Source organism: Microbacterium sp. LWH12-1.2 (genome assembly GCF_040675825.1).
GTDB lineage: Bacteria > Actinomycetota > Actinomycetes > Actinomycetales > Microbacteriaceae > Microbacterium.
Genome location: NZ_JBEGIJ010000001.1, coordinates 804,383 through 820,223, shown reverse-complemented (window position 1 = coordinate 820,223; position 15,841 = coordinate 804,383). Strand labels below are relative to the sequence as shown.

Annotated in this window: 15 protein-coding genes; 5 read left to right on the top strand and 10 right to left on the bottom strand. The window is 67.5% G+C overall.

Annotation, left to right across the window (positions count from 1 at the left end; all coding sequences use genetic code 11):
- Positions 1-76: 76 nt before the first annotated feature.
- The 7 genes from ilvC to MRBLWH12_RS03785 all read right to left on the bottom strand — a co-directional run bounded on the left by ilvC (position 77) and on the right by MRBLWH12_RS03785 (position 8,900).
- Positions 77-1,105 (bottom strand): ketol-acid reductoisomerase, encoded by a 1,029-nt coding sequence (gene ilvC / locus MRBLWH12_RS03815; protein WP_341975047.1) that lies wholly within the window; start codon positions 1,103-1,105, stop codon positions 77-79.
- Positions 1,106-1,165: 60 nt separating this feature from the next.
- Positions 1,166-1,675 (bottom strand): acetolactate synthase small subunit, encoded by a 510-nt coding sequence (gene ilvN / locus MRBLWH12_RS03810; RefSeq protein WP_102191937.1) that lies wholly within the window; start codon positions 1,673-1,675, stop codon positions 1,166-1,168.
- A gap of 3 nt (positions 1,676-1,678) precedes the next feature.
- Positions 1,679-3,481: an acetolactate synthase large subunit gene (locus tag MRBLWH12_RS03805; RefSeq protein ID WP_341975048.1), complete on the bottom strand. Its 1,803-nt coding sequence runs from the start codon at positions 3,479-3,481 to the stop codon at positions 1,679-1,681.
- Positions 3,482-3,540: 59 nt separating this feature from the next.
- Positions 3,541-5,274, bottom strand: coding sequence for a dihydroxy-acid dehydratase (gene ilvD, locus MRBLWH12_RS03800; protein WP_363546285.1), 1,734 nt, complete (start codon positions 5,272-5,274; stop codon positions 3,541-3,543).
- A gap of 9 nt (positions 5,275-5,283) precedes the next feature.
- Entirely contained in the window at positions 5,284-6,081 is a 798-nt protein-coding gene (gene otsB, locus MRBLWH12_RS03795) for a trehalose-phosphatase (RefSeq protein ID WP_363546282.1), read from the bottom strand.
- 69 nt (positions 6,082-6,150) lie between these two features.
- Positions 6,151-7,581: an alpha,alpha-trehalose-phosphate synthase (UDP-forming) gene (locus MRBLWH12_RS03790; protein ID WP_341975051.1), complete on the bottom strand. Its 1,431-nt coding sequence runs from the start codon at positions 7,579-7,581 to the stop codon at positions 6,151-6,153.
- Between the two features lie 71 nt (positions 7,582-7,652).
- Positions 7,653-8,900: an MFS transporter gene (locus MRBLWH12_RS03785; RefSeq protein WP_363546279.1), complete on the bottom strand. Its 1,248-nt coding sequence runs from the start codon at positions 8,898-8,900 to the stop codon at positions 7,653-7,655.
- A gap of 189 nt (positions 8,901-9,089) precedes the next feature.
- Between MRBLWH12_RS03785 and MRBLWH12_RS03780 the strand changes: the two genes are divergently transcribed.
- A complete protein-coding gene (locus MRBLWH12_RS03780; protein WP_363546276.1) occupies positions 9,090-10,295 on the top strand; it encodes a PLP-dependent aminotransferase family protein in 1,206 nt (401 codons plus the stop codon).
- Between the two features lie 9 nt (positions 10,296-10,304).
- The gene (locus tag MRBLWH12_RS03775) at positions 10,305-10,604 is read left to right on the top strand and encodes a hypothetical protein (RefSeq protein WP_341975054.1); all 300 of its coding nucleotides are present in this window, start codon (positions 10,305-10,307) and stop codon (positions 10,602-10,604) included.
- 7 nt (positions 10,605-10,611) lie between these two features.
- Here MRBLWH12_RS03775 and MRBLWH12_RS03770 read toward each other — a convergent pair whose 3' ends face one another.
- The 3 genes from MRBLWH12_RS03770 to MRBLWH12_RS03760 are packed head-to-tail and all read right to left on the bottom strand — an operon-like array spanning position 10,612 to position 13,236.
- Positions 10,612-11,796, bottom strand: a complete 1,185-nt coding sequence (locus MRBLWH12_RS03770) for an acetyl-CoA C-acetyltransferase (protein ID WP_363546273.1) — start codon at positions 11,794-11,796, stop codon at positions 10,612-10,614.
- A complete protein-coding gene (locus tag MRBLWH12_RS03765; protein WP_363546270.1) occupies positions 11,793-12,446 on the bottom strand; it encodes a CoA transferase subunit B in 654 nt (217 codons plus the stop codon). Before MRBLWH12_RS03765 ends, MRBLWH12_RS03770 begins: the two co-directional genes overlap by 4 nt.
- Position 12,447: 1 nt before the next feature.
- Entirely contained in the window at positions 12,448-13,236 is a 789-nt protein-coding gene (locus tag MRBLWH12_RS03760) for a CoA transferase subunit A (protein ID WP_363546268.1), read from the bottom strand.
- 104 nt (positions 13,237-13,340) lie between these two features.
- On the opposite strand from MRBLWH12_RS03760, the gene MRBLWH12_RS03755 reads away from it, so the two are divergent.
- From MRBLWH12_RS03755 to MRBLWH12_RS03745, 3 genes are read left to right on the top strand one after another with little or no spacing between them, the layout of a single operon-like run.
- Positions 13,341-14,129 carry an IclR family transcriptional regulator gene (locus MRBLWH12_RS03755; protein WP_363546266.1) on the top strand — a complete coding sequence of 263 codons (789 nt, stop codon included), beginning with the start codon at positions 13,341-13,343 and terminating at the stop codon, positions 14,127-14,129.
- Between the two features lie 35 nt (positions 14,130-14,164).
- The gene (locus MRBLWH12_RS03750; RefSeq protein WP_363546264.1) at positions 14,165-14,602 is read left to right on the top strand and encodes a MarR family winged helix-turn-helix transcriptional regulator; all 438 of its coding nucleotides are present in this window, start codon (positions 14,165-14,167) and stop codon (positions 14,600-14,602) included.
- Positions 14,599-15,822 (top strand): MFS transporter, encoded by a 1,224-nt coding sequence (locus tag MRBLWH12_RS03745; protein WP_363546263.1) that lies wholly within the window; start codon positions 14,599-14,601, stop codon positions 15,820-15,822. Before MRBLWH12_RS03750 ends, MRBLWH12_RS03745 begins: the two co-directional genes overlap by 4 nt.
- Positions 15,823-15,841: the final 19 nt, after the last annotated feature.

The following is a 15,841-nucleotide window of genomic DNA, read 5'->3' as shown; positions in this document are numbered from 1 at the left end:
AAAGACATCGGATGTATCCCAGCGGAGGGACGAGAAAGGGCGCCCCATGCGGGACGCCCTTTCTTCGTGCTTCAGATCAGCGCGCAGCGCTGCCGTCGACGTAGTCTTCGTCCTGCTGCTTCCACGCGAACAGAGCGCGCAGCTCCTTGCCCGTCGCCTCGATCGGGTGCGTCTCTTCCTTCGCGCGGAGCGCGAGGAACTCTTCGCCGCCGTTGTCCTGGTCGTCGATGAAGCGCTTCGCGAAGGCACCCGACTGGATGTCGGAGAGGATCGCCTGCATCGACGCCTTGACCTCGGGAGTCACGACGCGCGGACCGGAGACGTAGTCGCCGTACTCGGCCGTGTCGGAGACAGACCAGCGCTGCTTGGCGATGCCGCCCTCCCACATCAGGTCGACGATGAGCTTCAGCTCGTGCAGCACTTCGAAGTAGGCGATCTGCGGCTGGTAGCCCGCCTCGACCAGGGTCTCGAAGCCGGCCTGCACGAGGTGGCTGACGCCACCGCAGAGCACGGCCTGCTCACCGAACAGGTCGGTCTCGGTCTCTTCGGTGAAGGTCGTCTTGATGACACCGGCACGCGTGCCGCCGATCGCCTTCGCGTAGGAGAGCGCGAGGTCCCAGGCGTGGCCGGACGCGTCGCGCTCGACCGCGATGATGTCCGGGATGCCGCGGCCAGCGACGAACTCACGCCGCACCGTGTGGCCCGGCGCCTTCGGGGCGACGAGGATGACGTCGACGCCCTCGGGCGCGTCGATGTAGCCGAAGCGGATGTTGAATCCGTGTGCGAACGCGAGCGTCTTGCCCGGGGTCAGCTTGTCCTTGATGGACTCGTTGAAGATGGTGCGCTGGTACTGGTCCGGCGCGAGGATCATGATGACGTCAGCCCACTCGGCGGCATCCGCCACCGTCTTGACCGGGAAGCCGGCTTCTTCGGCCTTCGCGGCGGACTTCGAGCCCTCCTTGAGGGCGATCGCGACCTCGACGCCCGAGTCGCGCAGGTTCTGCGCGTGGGCGTGGCCCTGCGATCCGTAGCCGACGATCGCGACCTTCTTGCCCTGGATCAGGGACAGGTCTGCGTCTGCGTCGTAGAAGATCTCGGTGCTCACTGTTTTTCTCCTTGGTAGTGGTTCGTGCGGGACACGGAGCCCCTGAAATTGTGAAAGTTGTCAGCCGCGCAGGACGCGCTCGGTGATGCTCTTGCCGCCACGGCCGATCGCGAGGAGGCCGGACTGGGCGATCTCCTTGATGCCGAAGGGCTCGAGCGCGCGCAGGATCGCTTCGACCTTGCCCTTGTCGCCGGTCACCTCGACGACCAGCGCGTCGGGGGCGTAGTCGACGACCGAGGCCCGGAACAGGTTCACGACCTCGATCACGTTCGAGCGGGTCGCGTTGTCGGTGCGCACCTTGACCAGCATGTGGTCGCGCTGCACCGAGGACGCCGGGTCGAGCTCGACGATCTTGATGACGTTGATCAGCTTGTTCAGCTGCTTGGTCACCTGTTCGAGCGGCAGGTCCTCGACGTCGACGACGACCGTGATGCGGGAGATCCCTGGCACCTCGGTCACGCCGACAGCGAGCGACTCGATGTTGAAGCCGCGACGGGCGAAGAGCCCGGCGACGCGTGTGAGGAGACCCGGCTTGTTCTCCACCAACAGACTCAGTACGTGGGTCGACATGGCTCAGATCTCCTCATCGAACTCGGGGGCGTGCTCCCGCGCGTACTGGACGTAGCTGTTGCTGACGCCCTGCGGCACCATCGGCCACACCATCGAATCCGCGCTGACCACGAAGTCGATCACCACAGGACGGTCGTTGGTCTCGAGTGCCAGCTTGATCGCGGCATCCACTTCCTCTTCCTTCTCCACGCGGATCGCAAGGCACCCGTAGGCCTCGGACAGCTTGACGAAGTCGGGGATGCGGACCGTGCCGTGCCCGGTGTTCAGATCGGTGTTGGAGTGCCGGCCGTCATAGAACAGGGTCTGCCACTGGCGCACCATGCCCAGCGAGGAGTTGTTGATGATCGCGACCTTGATCGGGATGTTGTTGATCGTGCAGGTCGCGAGCTCCTGATTGGTCATCTGGAAGCAGCCGTCACCATCGATCGCCCAGACCACACGATCGGGTTCGGCGACCTTCGCACCCATCGCCGCCGGTACCGAGTAGCCCATGGTGCCTGCTCCCCCGGAGTTCAGCCAGGCGTTGGGACGCTCGTACTTGATGAACTGGGCAGCCCACATCTGGTGCTGTCCGACGCCCGCCGCGTACACGGCTTCGGGACCGGTGAGCTCGCCGATGCGCTGGATCACGTACTGCGGTGCGAGAAGTCCGTCGGTGGTCGGCGCGAAGCCGAGCGGGAACTCATCGCGCAGTCCGTCGAGGTACGACCACCACTCCTCGGTGTCCGGCTTCGTGTCACCGACGGTGCCGCGATAAGCCGCGTCGAGGTCGATCAGCACTTCGCGCACATCACCCACGATCGGCACGTCCGCGGTGCGGATCTTGGAGATCTCTGCCGGGTCGATGTCGACGTGGACGACCTTCGCGTTCGGTGCGAACAGCGCGGCCTTGCCGGTCACGCGGTCATCGAAGCGAGCTCCGAGCGAGATCAGCAGATCCGCTTCCTGCAGCGCCAGCACGGCGGGAACCGTGCCGTGCATCCCGGGCATGCCCAGGTGCTGCGCGTGCGAGTCAGGGAACGCCCCGCGTGCCATCAGGGTCGTCACGACGGGAGCGCCGGTCGATTCGGCGAACTCGAGCAGTTCCGCCGATGCGCGGCCGCGGATCACGCCGCCACCGACGTACAGCACCGGCTTCTTCGCCTCGGCCAGCAGCTTCGCTGCGGCCTGGATCTGCTTCCCGTGCGCCTTCGTCACCGGGCGATACCCGGGAAGATCGATCTTGGGCGGCCAGATGAACGGCGCGAATGCCTGCTGCGCGTCCTTGGTGATGTCGACCAGCACGGGACCGGGGCGGCCCGTGGAGGCGATCTCGAAGGCGGCGGCGAGGGCTCCTGGAACGTCCGCGGGGTCCTTCACGAGGAAGGAGTGCTTCGTCACGGGCATCGTGATGCCGACGATGTCGGCCTCCTGGAAGGCATCCGTCCCCATCAGCGTGGAGAACACCTGACCGGTGATCGCGACCAGCGGCACCGAGTCCATGTAGGCATCGGCGATCGCCGTGACGAGGTTCGTGGCGCCGGGACCGGAAGTCGCGATGCAGACCCCGACGCGGCCCGACGCCGAGGCGTAGCCCTCGGCGGCGTGGCCGGCGCCCTGCTCGTGGCGCACCAGGATGTGGCGGAGTTGGGAGTCGCCCATCAACGTGTCGTAGAGCGGGAGGATCGCACCACCGGGCAGCCCGAAGACGTCGGTGACACCGAGCAGCTCCAGCGACCGGACGACGGCCTCGGCGCCCGAGAGCTCTGGGGCGGCGGATTGGCGGGCGGGTGGCCTCGGCACGGCCGAGACGGGATCAGCAGTCATGACATTCCTTCTGGTGGTCTGTGGACGACGTCGGATGCCGGAGGCGTGGCCGACGCGATTCAGCCGGTCGTCGCGCCTTCGGCGGCGGACCGCACGAGACGCGAGTACTTGGCAAGAACGCCACGGGTATAGCGCGGGGGAAGCGGCTCCCAGCCAGAGCGGCGGGAGGCGAGCTCTGCATCGTCGACGAGTAGGTCGAGGGTGCGAGCCGCGATATCGACCCGTATCAGATCACCATCGCGCACGAAGGCGATAGGACCTGCGTCCACCGCTTCGGGTGCTATGTGGCCGATGCACAGTCCGGTTGTGCCGCCTGAGAATCGACCGTCTGTCAAGAGTAGTACATCTTTTCCGAGCCCCGCGCCCTTGATGGCGGCGGTGATCGCGAGCATCTCGCGCATCCCGGGCCCACCCTTGGGTCCTTCGTAGCGGATCACGATGACATCACCCGCGTTGACCTCACCGGCAGCGAGGGCGTCCATCGCTCCGCGCTCGCGCTCGAACACGCGCGCGGGCCCCTCGAACACGTCGGCGTCGAAGCCGGCGGACTTGACGACGGCGCCCTCCGGTGCGAGCGATCCGTGCAGGATCGTGATGCCGCCGGAGGCGTGGATCGGGTTGTCGAACGTGTGGATGACGTCGCCATCCACCGGGTCCGGATTCAGGTCGGCCAGGTTCTCGGCAACGGTCTTGCCGGTGACCGTGAGTGCATCGCCGTGGAGGAGCCCCTCGTCGAGCATCGCCTTCATGATGACCGGGATTCCGCCGTGGCGGTCGACGTCGTTCATGACGTACTGGCCGAACGGCTTCATGTCGGCGACGTGCGGGGTCTTGCTGCCGATGCGGTTGAAGTCGTGCAGGCTCAAATCGATCTCGGCCTCACGGGCGATGGCGAGGAGATGCAGGACGACGTTGGTCGAGCCGCCCAGCGCCATGGCGAGGGCGATCGCGTTCTCGAAGGACTCCTTGGTCAGGATGTCCTTGGTGGTGATGCCCTGGCGGAGCAGGTTGACCACGGCTTCACCGGAGCGGTGCGCGTAGTAGTCGCGACGACGGTCGGCTGCGGGCGGGGCGGCTGATCCAGGGAGGCTGAGGCCGAGGGCCTCGGCGACGGATGCCATGGTGTTGGCGGTGTACATGCCGCCGCATGCGCCCTCTCCCGGAGCGAAGGCGCACTCGATGCGCTTGAGGTCTTCTTCGCTCATCCTGCCCGCTCGGCAGGCGCCGACGCCCTCGAACGAGTCGATGATCGTGATTTCCTTCTCGGTGCCGTCCGAGAGCTTCACCCAGCCGGGCGCGATGGATCCGGCGTACAGGAACACGCTGGAGAGGCCGAGACGGGCGCTGGCCATCAGCATCCCGGGGATGGACTTGTCGCAGCCCGCGAGGAGCACGGACCCGTCGAGCCGCTCCGCCATCATCACGGTCTCGACCGAGTCGGCGATGACCTCGCGCGACACGAGCGAGAAGTGCATGCCCTCGTGGCCCATGGAGATGCCGTCAGAAACCGAGATGGTGCCGAACTGCAGCGGGTATCCGCCGCCGGCGTGCACGCCCTCCTTCGCACCCTGAGCGAGACGGTCGAGGCTCAGGTTGCAAGGGGTGATCTCGTTCCAGCTGGACGCGATCCCGATCTGCGGCTTCTCCCAATCGGCATCTCCCATGCCGACGGCACGCAACATGCCACGAGAAGTCGTGGCTTCAATGCCGTCGGTGACGACTCGGCTGCGGGGCTTGATGTCGACGGTGCGGGAATCGGCGGGCGCGCTGGCAGAAGGATCATGCGGGGACATGACGGCAGTCTATTCCTGCCGCGCGGCCCGCTCGTCCGCGAGCGTCTCCAGAAGCTGGGCGATCTGTTGTGGGCTGTCCACACGGAGCGCCGCCGCGCTCTCCCCCGGCCCGACCCGCACCCCGAGATCGTCGTCCTGAAGTACGCGCATCGCGTCCTCGTCGGTGACATCATCGCCGGCGAACAGGATCCCGGTGGCATTGAAGTGTTCGCGGAGGGCAGCCATCGCGGCGTCCTTGCCCTCGGTACGGGAGGAGAACTCGAGTACACGGTGTCCGGCCCGACGTCGCAGACCCGGGAATCGCTCGGCGACGAGCGCGTCGATCTCGGCGAACACCTGAGCCTCGGTCTCCCGGTCAGCGCGACGGGTGTGCACACCCATCCCGAAGGTCTTCGGCTCGAACTCAGCCCCCTCGTAACGGTCGATGATCGGCCGGGCTGCCTCCCAGAGTGCCTCGCGTGTCTCTCCGGCTGTCTGTTCGCTCCCGCTGTCGAGCTCACCAGTGCCCGGATACCAGTACTGAGCGCCGTGCGAGCCGGCGAGAACTATCGGCGAGGCGTCGTCATGTTCGGTGATCTCACGAAGGTCGTGCAAGCTTCGCCCGGAGACGTAGGCGACGAGGGTGTCCGGCAACGACGCGAGTCGACTCGCCTGGGCGGCCACCTCGGGGAGGGCCCGTGCCGCCATCGGTTCGGCGACCAGAGGCGAAGCGACGCCGTCGAAGTCGAGCGCGACGACCAGTCGGGGCGTCCGGGCGATCGCCGAGAGGTCGGCATCCGGTGTTCCGGGGGTCCAGCTGCGGGTCACAGGGCATCTCCTTGTTCGGTATCCGTGCTCTGCCAGCCTCTCACGCAGGAGCGCGGCCGCACGCGGCGGTCAGCGTGCTTCGCGCGCCGCGGCGAGGGCGGCGAGGAACGAGTTCGACCAGGCGTTCACGTCGTTGTCGAGCACTCGGCGCCGGAGCGCACGCATCCGTCGTGTCTGTTCCCGCGGCGGCATCTCCACAGCGCGCATGATGGCTTCCTTGAGGCCCTCGATGTCATGAGGATTCACCAGGATCGCGTTGCCGAGCTCGTCGGCAGCACCGGCGAACTCGCTCAACACGAGCACACCACGATTGTCGATTCGAGTGGCGACGTATTCCTTGGCCACGAGGTTCATGCCGTCACGGAGGGCGGTCACGAGCATCACGTCGGCGGCCAGGTACAGGGCCGCCATCTCCTCACGGGGGAACCCCTGGTGCAGGTACCGGATCGCGGTGTGCCCCATCGTGTCGGTGTCGCCGTTGATCCTGCCGACGGAGAGCTCGATCTCGTCGCGCAGGTTCGCGTAGGCGTCCACGCGTTCGCGGCTCGGACTCGCGACCTGCACGAGTGTGACGTCCTCGACGGAGAGGTCTCCTGAGGCGAGCAGCTCACCGTATGCCTTGACGCGGTGACCGATGCCCTTGGTGTAGTCCAGGCGGTCGACTCCGAGCAGCACGTACTTCGGATTGCCGAGGTTCGCTCTGATCTCGGCTGCGCGCGCCTGGATGTCCGGGCGCCGGGCGAGCTCGATGTACGGCGCCGTGTCGATCGAGATCGGGAAGGCCTTCACCAGCGCGCGGTGCGAATCGCCTCTGTCGTCGATCTCGCCGTTGCCCGACGGCACGGTGACGGTCGACGACTTGATCTCGTACTTCAACCGGCGGCGCACGGCGTTGAGGAAGTTCGTGGCATCGGTCGCCCGCTGGAATCCGATCACGTCCGCGCCGAGGAGCCCGCGCAGCACCTGGCCACGCCACGGCAGCTGTGCGTAAAGCCCGTGTGTCGGGAAGGGGATGTGATGGAAGTACCCGATGGTCACATCCGGTCGCAGCGCCCGCACCATCTGCGGAACGAGCTGCAGCTGGTAGTCGTGCACCCAGACGGTCCCGTCCTGCGCGACCGCGGCGGCAGCGGCGTCGGCGAAGCGCCGGTTCACCGCGACGTACGCGTCCCACCATTCGCGGTGGTACTGAGGAGGCGCGATCACATCGTGGTAGAGCGGCCAGATCGTGTCGTTGGAGAATCCCTCGTAGTACTCCGCGACCTCCTGCTCACTCAGCGCGATCGGGATGAGTCGGATGCCACCGGATGCGAAGGGCTTCACCTCGAGGTCGGCCTGCCCCGGCCACCCCACCCAGGCGCCGTTGACGCTCTGCATCACGGGCTCGAGCGCAGCCACGAGTCCACCCGGCGACGTGCGCCAGACTTCTTCTCCGTCGGGCCCGGCAACACGGTCGACGGGCAGCCGGTTGGCCACGACGACGAAATCTGCGGCGGTCATGATGACTCCTCACGCCAGCGGTTCAGTGCCCCCAGGCTATCGAGGTTGCCGAGCCTCCGACGCCACGCCCGTCAGGCTGCGACGCGACGACGGCGCGGTCGGGTGCGGCTGAGGAACCAGTTCACTACTCCCGCGGCGAATGCGATGGACGCTGCGACCACCGGCAGCACGAGTGCGGGCGCCGTGCCGACGCTCTCGGCGATCGCGCCCGTGACCGCGGCGCCGATCGACTGTCCGACGATGACGCCGGACCCGAGCATCGTCATCACGGTCGCCGAACGTCCGAGCGGACTGCGTGCGGCGCCGAAGCTGTATTGGGTGACGAGGGTCGGTCCGATACCGACGCCCATGATCGCCAATGCGAGCATCATCATCGCGGCGGAATCGACGAATCCGAGCAGCAGCGAGCCGGCCAGCAGGATGCCGGAGAACACCAGCCAGCGTGCGCGGAGCGAGAACGACGGCGGAAGCCAGGCGACGCCGAGGGCGAGCAGCGCCGACCCGACGCCCATCACGCCGTAGAGAAGACCAGCCTGTTCCGGAGCACCCCGATCAGCCATGAATGACGTGAGCGCCGTGAGCATCGCGCCGAAGAAGAGCCCGACACCGAGGATGCCCAGCACCACCACCAGCAGTTGCGGACGGAACAGATCAGCGACGGCAGACGGCGCCCGCCCTGACGCGTCACGGTCCAGCGAGACGTGGCGACCGCTCGGGTGCAGCGCGAACGCACCGACGAACAGGACGGTGAGCGCTGCCGCTCCGACCAACGGAGCCCACGGCGCGATGGCAGAGGCCAGGACGCCGACGAGGAACGGGCCGAACACGAACACCGTCTCATCCGCGGCCGATTCATAGGCCATCGTCCCCGAGAGCGTGCCGGCGCGCTGGGCTGGCGGCATCCGGTCGGCGATCATCGTGACCAATCGCGAGCGCGACATCGGCGCGACCTGGGGTGCGGTCGCGCCGATCCCGACGGCGGTGAGCAGCACGAGTGCGTCGGCGGCGGAGCTGTAGACGGTGGCGGTGAACAGCACCAGCATCGTGCCGTTCGCGACCGCCAGGGTCAGCAGGACGACTCGCTGCCCGAACCGGTCGGCGGCGGCGCCGAGGAACGGCCCGAAGCACGCCGTTCCGAGCCCGACGGATGCCGACGTGAGTCCGCCGAGGGAGATCGACCCGCGGGCGGCGACGACGACGGTGAGGACGCCGACCACCATCATCGCGAAAGGTAGCCGCGCGATGAAGGCGATCAGGAAATACGGGAGACCTGCGAGCTTGAGAAGGCTCTGCCGAGGTGCGATGTGTGTCTGTGCCATGGCTCTCACGCGTCGACGGACGCGGTGATCTGGTGCCGCCGCTGTCCGCCGGAATGCCGGCGGCCGGTAGTTACACGGTGTGCGGCCGCAGTCGAATTGCGGCGACTCCATGATACCGCGACACAGTGGCCGCGTGCGGAGAGCGGCGCCGCTATCCTGGGCGACACGCCCCAGGACGGAGAGACCGACATGACGTCAGCCGCGGACACCACCGACCGGATTCTCACCCTGCCGGGAAGATCGCAGCGCGCGGCCTCGGCGAAGACCTCACCGGTTCGTGATCTTCTCGCGCTCACCGAACGGCCGGAGGTCATCTCCTTCGCCGGCGGACTTCCTGCTCCCGAACTGTTCGACCTCGACGGGATCCGCGACTCCTTCGACAACGTGCTGCGCCAGCCGAACGTGCTGCAGTACTCCCCCTCCGATGGCAACCCCGCACTGCGAGAAGAGGTGGCTCGGCGCTACACCGTCGACGGTCTGGAGACTGCGGCATCCGATCTGATCATCACCACGGGATCGCAACAGGGCCTCGGCCTGCTCGCCACGGCGCTGCTCGATCCCGGCGATCGCATCCTGGTGGAGGAGCCCTGCTACCTCGCCGCCCTGCAGACGTTCGCGCTGGCCGGCGCTCATGTCATCGGCGTTCCGTATGCCGGGGATGAACTCGACCTCGACGCGCTGGAACGCCTCGCCGCCGAACACTCTCCGAAGTTCTTCTACACGGTGCCGACATTCCAGAACCCGACCGGGAGGACCCACGCGTTCCCTGCGCGCGAGAGGATCGCCGAAACGGCGATCCGGCACGGCTTCCGGATCATCGAGGACGAGCCGTACAAGCAGTTGCGCTACTCCGGCGACCCCCTCCCGTCTTTGTCGGCTTTCGCTCCCGACCACGTGCTCAGCCTCGGCAGCTTCTCGAAGGTGATCGCGCCGGGCCTGCGCATCGGCTGGATCCGGACGACCGCCAACGTTCGACCGACGGTCACGATCGCCAAGCAGGCCGCCGACCTGCACACCTCCACGGTCGACCAGGCGGCTGCGGCTCACTATCTGGACTCCGGTCGCGGCGAAGCCGCGCTGGAGCGAATCCGCTCCGCCTACGCCGAACGGCGCGATGCGATGCTCGACGCGCTTCCGTCCGCGCTGCCGGCCGGGAGCTCCTGGAACCGGCCAGACGGTGGAATGTTCGTCTGGGCTCGGCTGCCTGAGGGGCTGGATGCCACGTCTTTGCTCGCCTCGGCGCTGACGCACGACGTGGCTTACGTGCCCGGCGCGCCGTTCTTCGCCGGTCCGGCGGATCGTCGGGCTCTCCGCCTTTCATTCACCACCTACGCACCGGAGCGGATCCGGGACGGCTTGTCAAGGCTCGGCACCGCCTGGGGCGACGCCGGGTAGCGTAGGGGCATGCGCTACCTCTTCAGCACCGGACTCATCGCCGCGATCTCGGCAGGCGTCTCGCTCCTGCGCGGCACGCGCGAGGAACCCATCACCTGGCGGGCCGTGCTCTCCTGGTTGAGCTGGGGCATCACCATGGCACTCGCGGTCGGGGCCGTGGTCGACATGAACCGCGCAAGGCGCGGTGTTCTCGTGGACGCCGACTCCCCCCAGTCCGTGAAGAAGTCGAAGAAGGCGCAGCGACTGCAGTTCCGCTCGCAGAAGGCCATGGCCGACGCCCAGGGGCACGCCAAGGACCGACGCCGCTGACCACGGCTCAGCGTGTGAGGATCAGCGCCTCTCCCTGACCGCCGCCGCCGCACAGCCCCACTGCAGCGGTGCCGCTGCCCCGACGTGCCAGTTCGTGCGCGACATGCACGACGAGCCGGTTTCCGGATGCTCCGATCGGATGCCCGATGGCGATGCCACCGCCGTGGATGTTGACGATGTCGGAGGCCACGCCGAGTTCCTTCTGCGACCGCGCCACAACAGCACCGAAAGCTTCGTTGATCTCCACGAGATCGAGATCGACGGGGGTGATGCCCTGCTTCTCGCAGGCCCGCTCGATCGCGCGCGCCGGCTGCGCCTGCAGGGAGTTGTCGGGACCGGCGGTCTGACCGCTCGCTCCGACGGTCACCAGGATCGGCCAGCCCTTCGCCTCCGCGTTGGCGCGCGAGGTGACGATGACAGCAGACGCGCCGTCGGAGATCTGCGAGGAGTTCCCCGCGGTGATCGATCCGCCCTCGGCAAAGGCCGCGCGCAGCCCGGCGAGCGATTCCGCCGTGGTGTCCGGGCGAATGCCCTCGTCCTTCGTCACCCGTAGCGGTTCCCCGCGCCGCTGCGGAACGGAGATCTCGACGATCTCATCCGCGAAGACGCCCGCCTCCTGCGCCGAGGCGGCACGCTGGTGCGACAGCGCAGCGACCGCATCCTGAGCCTCGCGCGTGAGTTCGTAACGGGCGTTGTGCCGCTCGGTCGATGCGCCCATGCTCTCCTTGTCGTACGCGTCGGTGAGCCCGTCGAACGCCATGTGGTCGAGCACCTCGACGCTGCCGTAGGTCCACCCGTCGCGGGATCCCATCAGCAGGTGCGGCGCCCTCGTCATCGACTCCATCCCGGCGGCGACCACTACGGTCGCATCCCCGACGCGGATCATCCGCGCGGCGTCGATGATCGCGGTGAGACCCGACAGGCAGACCTTGTTCACGGAGTGCGCAGGCACATCCCACCCGATTCCGGCGCCGATGGCCGCCTGGCGTGCGGCGTTCTGCCCGGAACCTGCGGCGAGCACCTGCCCGACGATGACCGCGTCGACCTCGGCGGGATCCACGGAGGCCTGCTCCAGCGCACCGCGGATGGCGAACGATCCGAGCTGCGGCGCGGTGAACGACGCCAACTGCCCCTTCAGTCGCCCCTGCGGCGTACGGGCCGCTGCGACGATGACGATTTCCTTCTCAGTCATGACTGCTCCTTCAATGCTTCGGCCACGATCAGTTGCGGCTCGGTCGCGGCGATCACTTCGTCGACCGTGACACCCGGTGCCGTCTCGACCAGCACGAGCCCGGCCGGCGTCACGTCGATGACGGCGAGATCGGTGATGATCCGATCCACCACTCCGCGTCCGGTCAACGGCAGCGAGCACTCGTCGACGATCTTCGCAGAGCCGTCCTTCGCGACGTGCTCCATCAGCACGATGACGCGGGCCGCACCGTGCACGAGATCCATCGCTCCCCCGGGGCCCTTGACCATCTTTCCCGGAATCATCCAGTTCGCCAGGTCTCCCGCGGCCGACACCTGCATCGCCCCGAGGATCGCGGCGTCGATCTTTCCACCGCGGATCATCCCGAAGCTCATCGCCGAATCGAAGTACGCGGACCCCGCGAGAACCGTGACGGTCTCCTTCCCGGCGTTGATGAGGTCAGGGTCGACGGCGTCCTCCCGCGGGTACGGTCCGACGCCCAGAATTCCGTTCTCCGACTGGAGCACGACGGTGACACCGTCGGGCACATGGTTCGGCACGAGCGTCGGCAGACCGATGCCGAGATTGACGTAGGAGCCGTCCTGCAGCTCGGCCGCAGCGCGTGCGGCCATCTGGTCTCGGGTGAGTGTCATCTCACGCTCCTTCCGTGGCGTCTGCGGCAACCGCAACAGTGCGCCGTTCAATGCGCTTGGGGATGTCGGAGCCGACCTCGACGATGCGATGCACGAAGACTCCGGGGAGGTGGACACGATCGGGGTCGAGCTCGCCCGGCTCCACGAGTCGCTCGACCTGCGCGATGCAGACGCGCCCGGCCATCGCCGCCAGCGGATTGAAGTTCCTGGCGGCTTTGTTGAAGATGAGGTTGCCGTGACGGTCACCGACGAGGGCGTGCACGAGCGAGAAGTCGGTGGTGATCGCCTCTTCGAGGACGAACTCGCGCTGCTCACCCCGGACGTCGAAGGAGCGCACGTCCTTGGCCGGCGAGGCGACGGCGATCGAGCCGTCAGGGTCGTACCGCTGCGGGAGACCACCCTCGGCGACCTGCGTGCCCACTCCGGTCTGCGTGAAGAACGCGGCGATCCCGGAGCCGCCGGCGCGCAGCTTCTCTGCCAGGGTTCCCTGCGGGGTCAGTTCCAGCTCGAGCTCGCCCGTGAGGAACTGACGCTCGAACTCCTTGTTCTCCCCCACATACGACGAGGTCATCTTGCGGATGCGGTGCGCCGCGAGAAGAACGCCGAGCCCCCAGTCATCCACGCCGCAGTTGTTGCTCACGACGCTGAGATCCTTCGTCCCCTGGGCGAGAAGCGCCTCGATGAGGGCGATCGGGTTGCCGGAGAGCCCGAACCCGCCCACCGCCAGCGATGCACCGTCAGAGATATCGGCGACGGCTTCCGTCGCGGACGCCCATTGCTTGTCGATCACGCGTACTCCTTCGCATCGTGTCCTCCCTCCAGCATCCGCTTCGCACCGGCCTGAGGGAAGCCGGGTCTTGCGATGTGGCCGAAGTCGGAGATAGCGTCCACATTATGGAACAGGCTTCGAGAATCGTCCCCGGTGCACAGGCGATCGCTCGCGCGGCACTGCTGCTGCGTCTGGTGACCTCGAGCGGTGCGGACGGCGCCTCGCTGCAGGATCTCGCACGGTCAGCCGACCTGTCGCGCTCGACCGCGCACCGCCTTCTCACCGCCCTGCGCGCGGAGGGCCTCGTCGACCGCGACGGCGAGAGTACGCGCTGGATGCCGGGACCCGAGCTCTTCCTCATGGGATCAGTGGCTGCGGCACGCTACGACGTGACCGCACAGGCCAGGGACATCGTCCGGTCACTGGCCGTGAAGACCGAGGAGAGCGCCTTCTTCTCGGTGCGACGTGCTGACGAGACGGTCTGCCTGCTGCGCGAGGAGGGCTCGTTCCCGATCCGTTCGTTCGTGCTCAGCGAAGGGGTGCGTTTCCCCCTCGGCGTCGCGAGCGCCGGACTCGCGATCCTCGCCTTCCTCCCTGACCACGATGTGGATGCCTATCTGGATCGCCATCCCGACCTGGCGTCGCAGTGGGGGCGTCCGCACGGCCAGAAGCCGTTGCGCACTCGCCTCGCCGAGACGAAGGAGCGCGGCTACGCGATCAACCCCGGCCTCATCGTCGAGGGCAGCTGGGGCATCGGCGCTGCGGTGTTCGATCGCGCCGGTCGTCCGGAATGGGCGCTGAGTCTCACCGGGGTCGGATTCCGCTTCGGCCCGGACCGCATCGCCGATCTCGGGCGAACCCTCCTCGCGCACGCGCATCAGCTCTCCGCTCGGATCGCCGGCGCTCGACGCTGAAGCCATTCCATACCACCTGATATATACTGGATGGTATGAATCGCGACGACATCATCCCCTCACTCGTGCTTTCCGCACACGCCCTCGCCCGGATCGCCGCACAGGACGCCGGGAACGAGGCCCCAGCGGCCCAGTGGCGCGTCCTGAGCCGGCTCGAGCAGGGCGGCGGCCAGCGCGTCGGCGAACTCGCGTCTGCAGCGCGCACGACGCAGCCGGGGATGACCCGGCTGCTCGGCAGTCTCGAACGCGAAGGACTCGTGCGCCGTTCAGCGGACCCGGCCGATTCCCGAGCCGTGGTCGTCGACATCACCGCCGAGGGCGTGACCGCGCTGCGGTCCTGGCGTGAGGAGTTCCGGGACACACTCGCCCCACGCTTCGCTGATCTCGGCGACGACGACTGGAGTGTCCTGATGCGGGCAGCGAAGATCTTGACCGAGCACATCGGCAGCGCGAAGACAGGAGAAGCACGGTGAGCACTCCCGCCCCCTCTGTCTGGAAGCAGCCGGCGCAGGTCTGGGCCGTCGCCTTCGCGTGCGTCGTCGCCTTCATGGGGATCGGCCTCGTCGATCCGATCCTTCCGGCCATCGCCGAGTCGCTGAAAGCGACGCCTGTGGAGACCGAGCTGCTCTTCACCAGCTACCTGCTCGTCACGGGTCTCGCGATGCTCGTCACCAGCTGGATCTCCAGCCGGATCGGCGCGAAAGCGACGCTGCTGATCGGGCTCGGTCTGATCGTGGTCTTCGCCCTGCTGTGCGCGCTCAGCGGCAGCGTCGACGCCGTGATCGGCTTCCGCGCCGGCTGGGGCCTCGGCAATGCGCTCTTCATCTCCACAGCGCTCGCGACGATCGTCGGTGCCGCTTCCGGCGGCAGCAGCGCGGCCATCGTGCTCTACGAGGCCGCCCTGGGCCTCGGCATCGCGGTGGGTCCCCTGATCGGCGGCCTGCTCGGCGAGCAGAGCTGGCGTGGACCGTTCTTCGGCGTCGTCGCGCTGATGGCGATCGCGTTCATCGCGGTGCTCGCTCTCTTGCGCGGCCCGACCGAGACGCGCGAGCCGATACCGTTCACGGCCCCGTTCAAAGCCCTCGGCCACCCGGCACTCGCCGTACTGGCCGCCACCGCGCTGTTCTACAACATCGGGTTCTTCGTGCTGCTCGCCTTCTCGCCCTTCCCCCTGGGCTTCGGCGCAATGGGAATCGGCTTCACCTTCTTCGGGTGGGGCGTCGCGCTCGCCGTGACGAGTGTGTGGGTGGCCCCGGTTCTCATGCGCCGGATGCCGCGAACGCGGATCATCCTCGTGGTGCTGCCGATGCTCGCCCTCGATCTCATCGCCGCTGGGCTGGTCGTCACGAACGCTGCTGCCCTGGTTGTCTGCATCATCGTCGGCGGGCTCCTCCTCGGCATCATGAACACGGTGCTGACCGAAGCGGTCATGGAGGCCACGGATCTCCCGCGCTCCGTGGCATCATCGGCCTACTCCGCGGTTCGGTTCCTCGGTGGAGCAGCTGCCCCTCCCCTGGCAGCACTGCTCTGGCACGCCTTCGACGCCACGGTGCCGTATCTGTTCGCGGCAGCATCCATCCTGCTCGCCGCTCTCATCGTCTTCTTCGGTCGCCGAGTGCTCAATCGCATCGACGATCCCGTCGAGGATGCACTCGAGGACGCGGAGGCTATTCTCATCGGAGATGCCGCTTGATCGGCGGCTCTGAACACTT

Bases quoted from the DNA above. Each gene is read 5' to 3' on its own strand.
- ilvN (WP_102191937.1), bottom strand. From the start codon at position 1,675: ATGTCGACCCACGTACTGAGTCTGTTGGTGGAGAACAAGCCGGGTCTC.
- MRBLWH12_RS03805 (WP_341975048.1), bottom strand. From the start codon at position 3,481: ATGACTGCTGATCCCGTCTCGGCCGTGCCGAGGCCACCCGCCCGCCAA.
- ilvD (WP_363546285.1), bottom strand. From the start codon at position 5,274: ATGTCCCCGCATGATCCTTCTGCCAGCGCGCCCGCCGATTCCCGCACC.
- MRBLWH12_RS03790 (WP_341975051.1), bottom strand. From the start codon at position 7,581: ATGACCGCCGCAGATTTCGTCGTCGTGGCCAACCGGCTGCCCGTCGAC.
- MRBLWH12_RS03785 (WP_363546279.1), bottom strand. From the start codon at position 8,900: ATGGCACAGACACACATCGCACCTCGGCAGAGCCTTCTCAAGCTCGCA.
- MRBLWH12_RS03780 (WP_363546276.1), top strand. From the start codon at position 9,090: ATGACGTCAGCCGCGGACACCACCGACCGGATTCTCACCCTGCCGGGA.
- MRBLWH12_RS03775 (WP_341975054.1), top strand. From the start codon at position 10,305: ATGCGCTACCTCTTCAGCACCGGACTCATCGCCGCGATCTCGGCAGGC.
- MRBLWH12_RS03770 (WP_363546273.1), bottom strand. From the start codon at position 11,796: ATGACTGAGAAGGAAATCGTCATCGTCGCAGCGGCCCGTACGCCGCAG.
- MRBLWH12_RS03765 (WP_363546270.1), bottom strand. From the start codon at position 12,446: ATGACACTCACCCGAGACCAGATGGCCGCACGCGCTGCGGCCGAGCTG.
- MRBLWH12_RS03755 (WP_363546266.1), top strand. From the start codon at position 13,341: ATGGAACAGGCTTCGAGAATCGTCCCCGGTGCACAGGCGATCGCTCGC.
- MRBLWH12_RS03750 (WP_363546264.1), top strand. From the start codon at position 14,165: ATGAATCGCGACGACATCATCCCCTCACTCGTGCTTTCCGCACACGCC.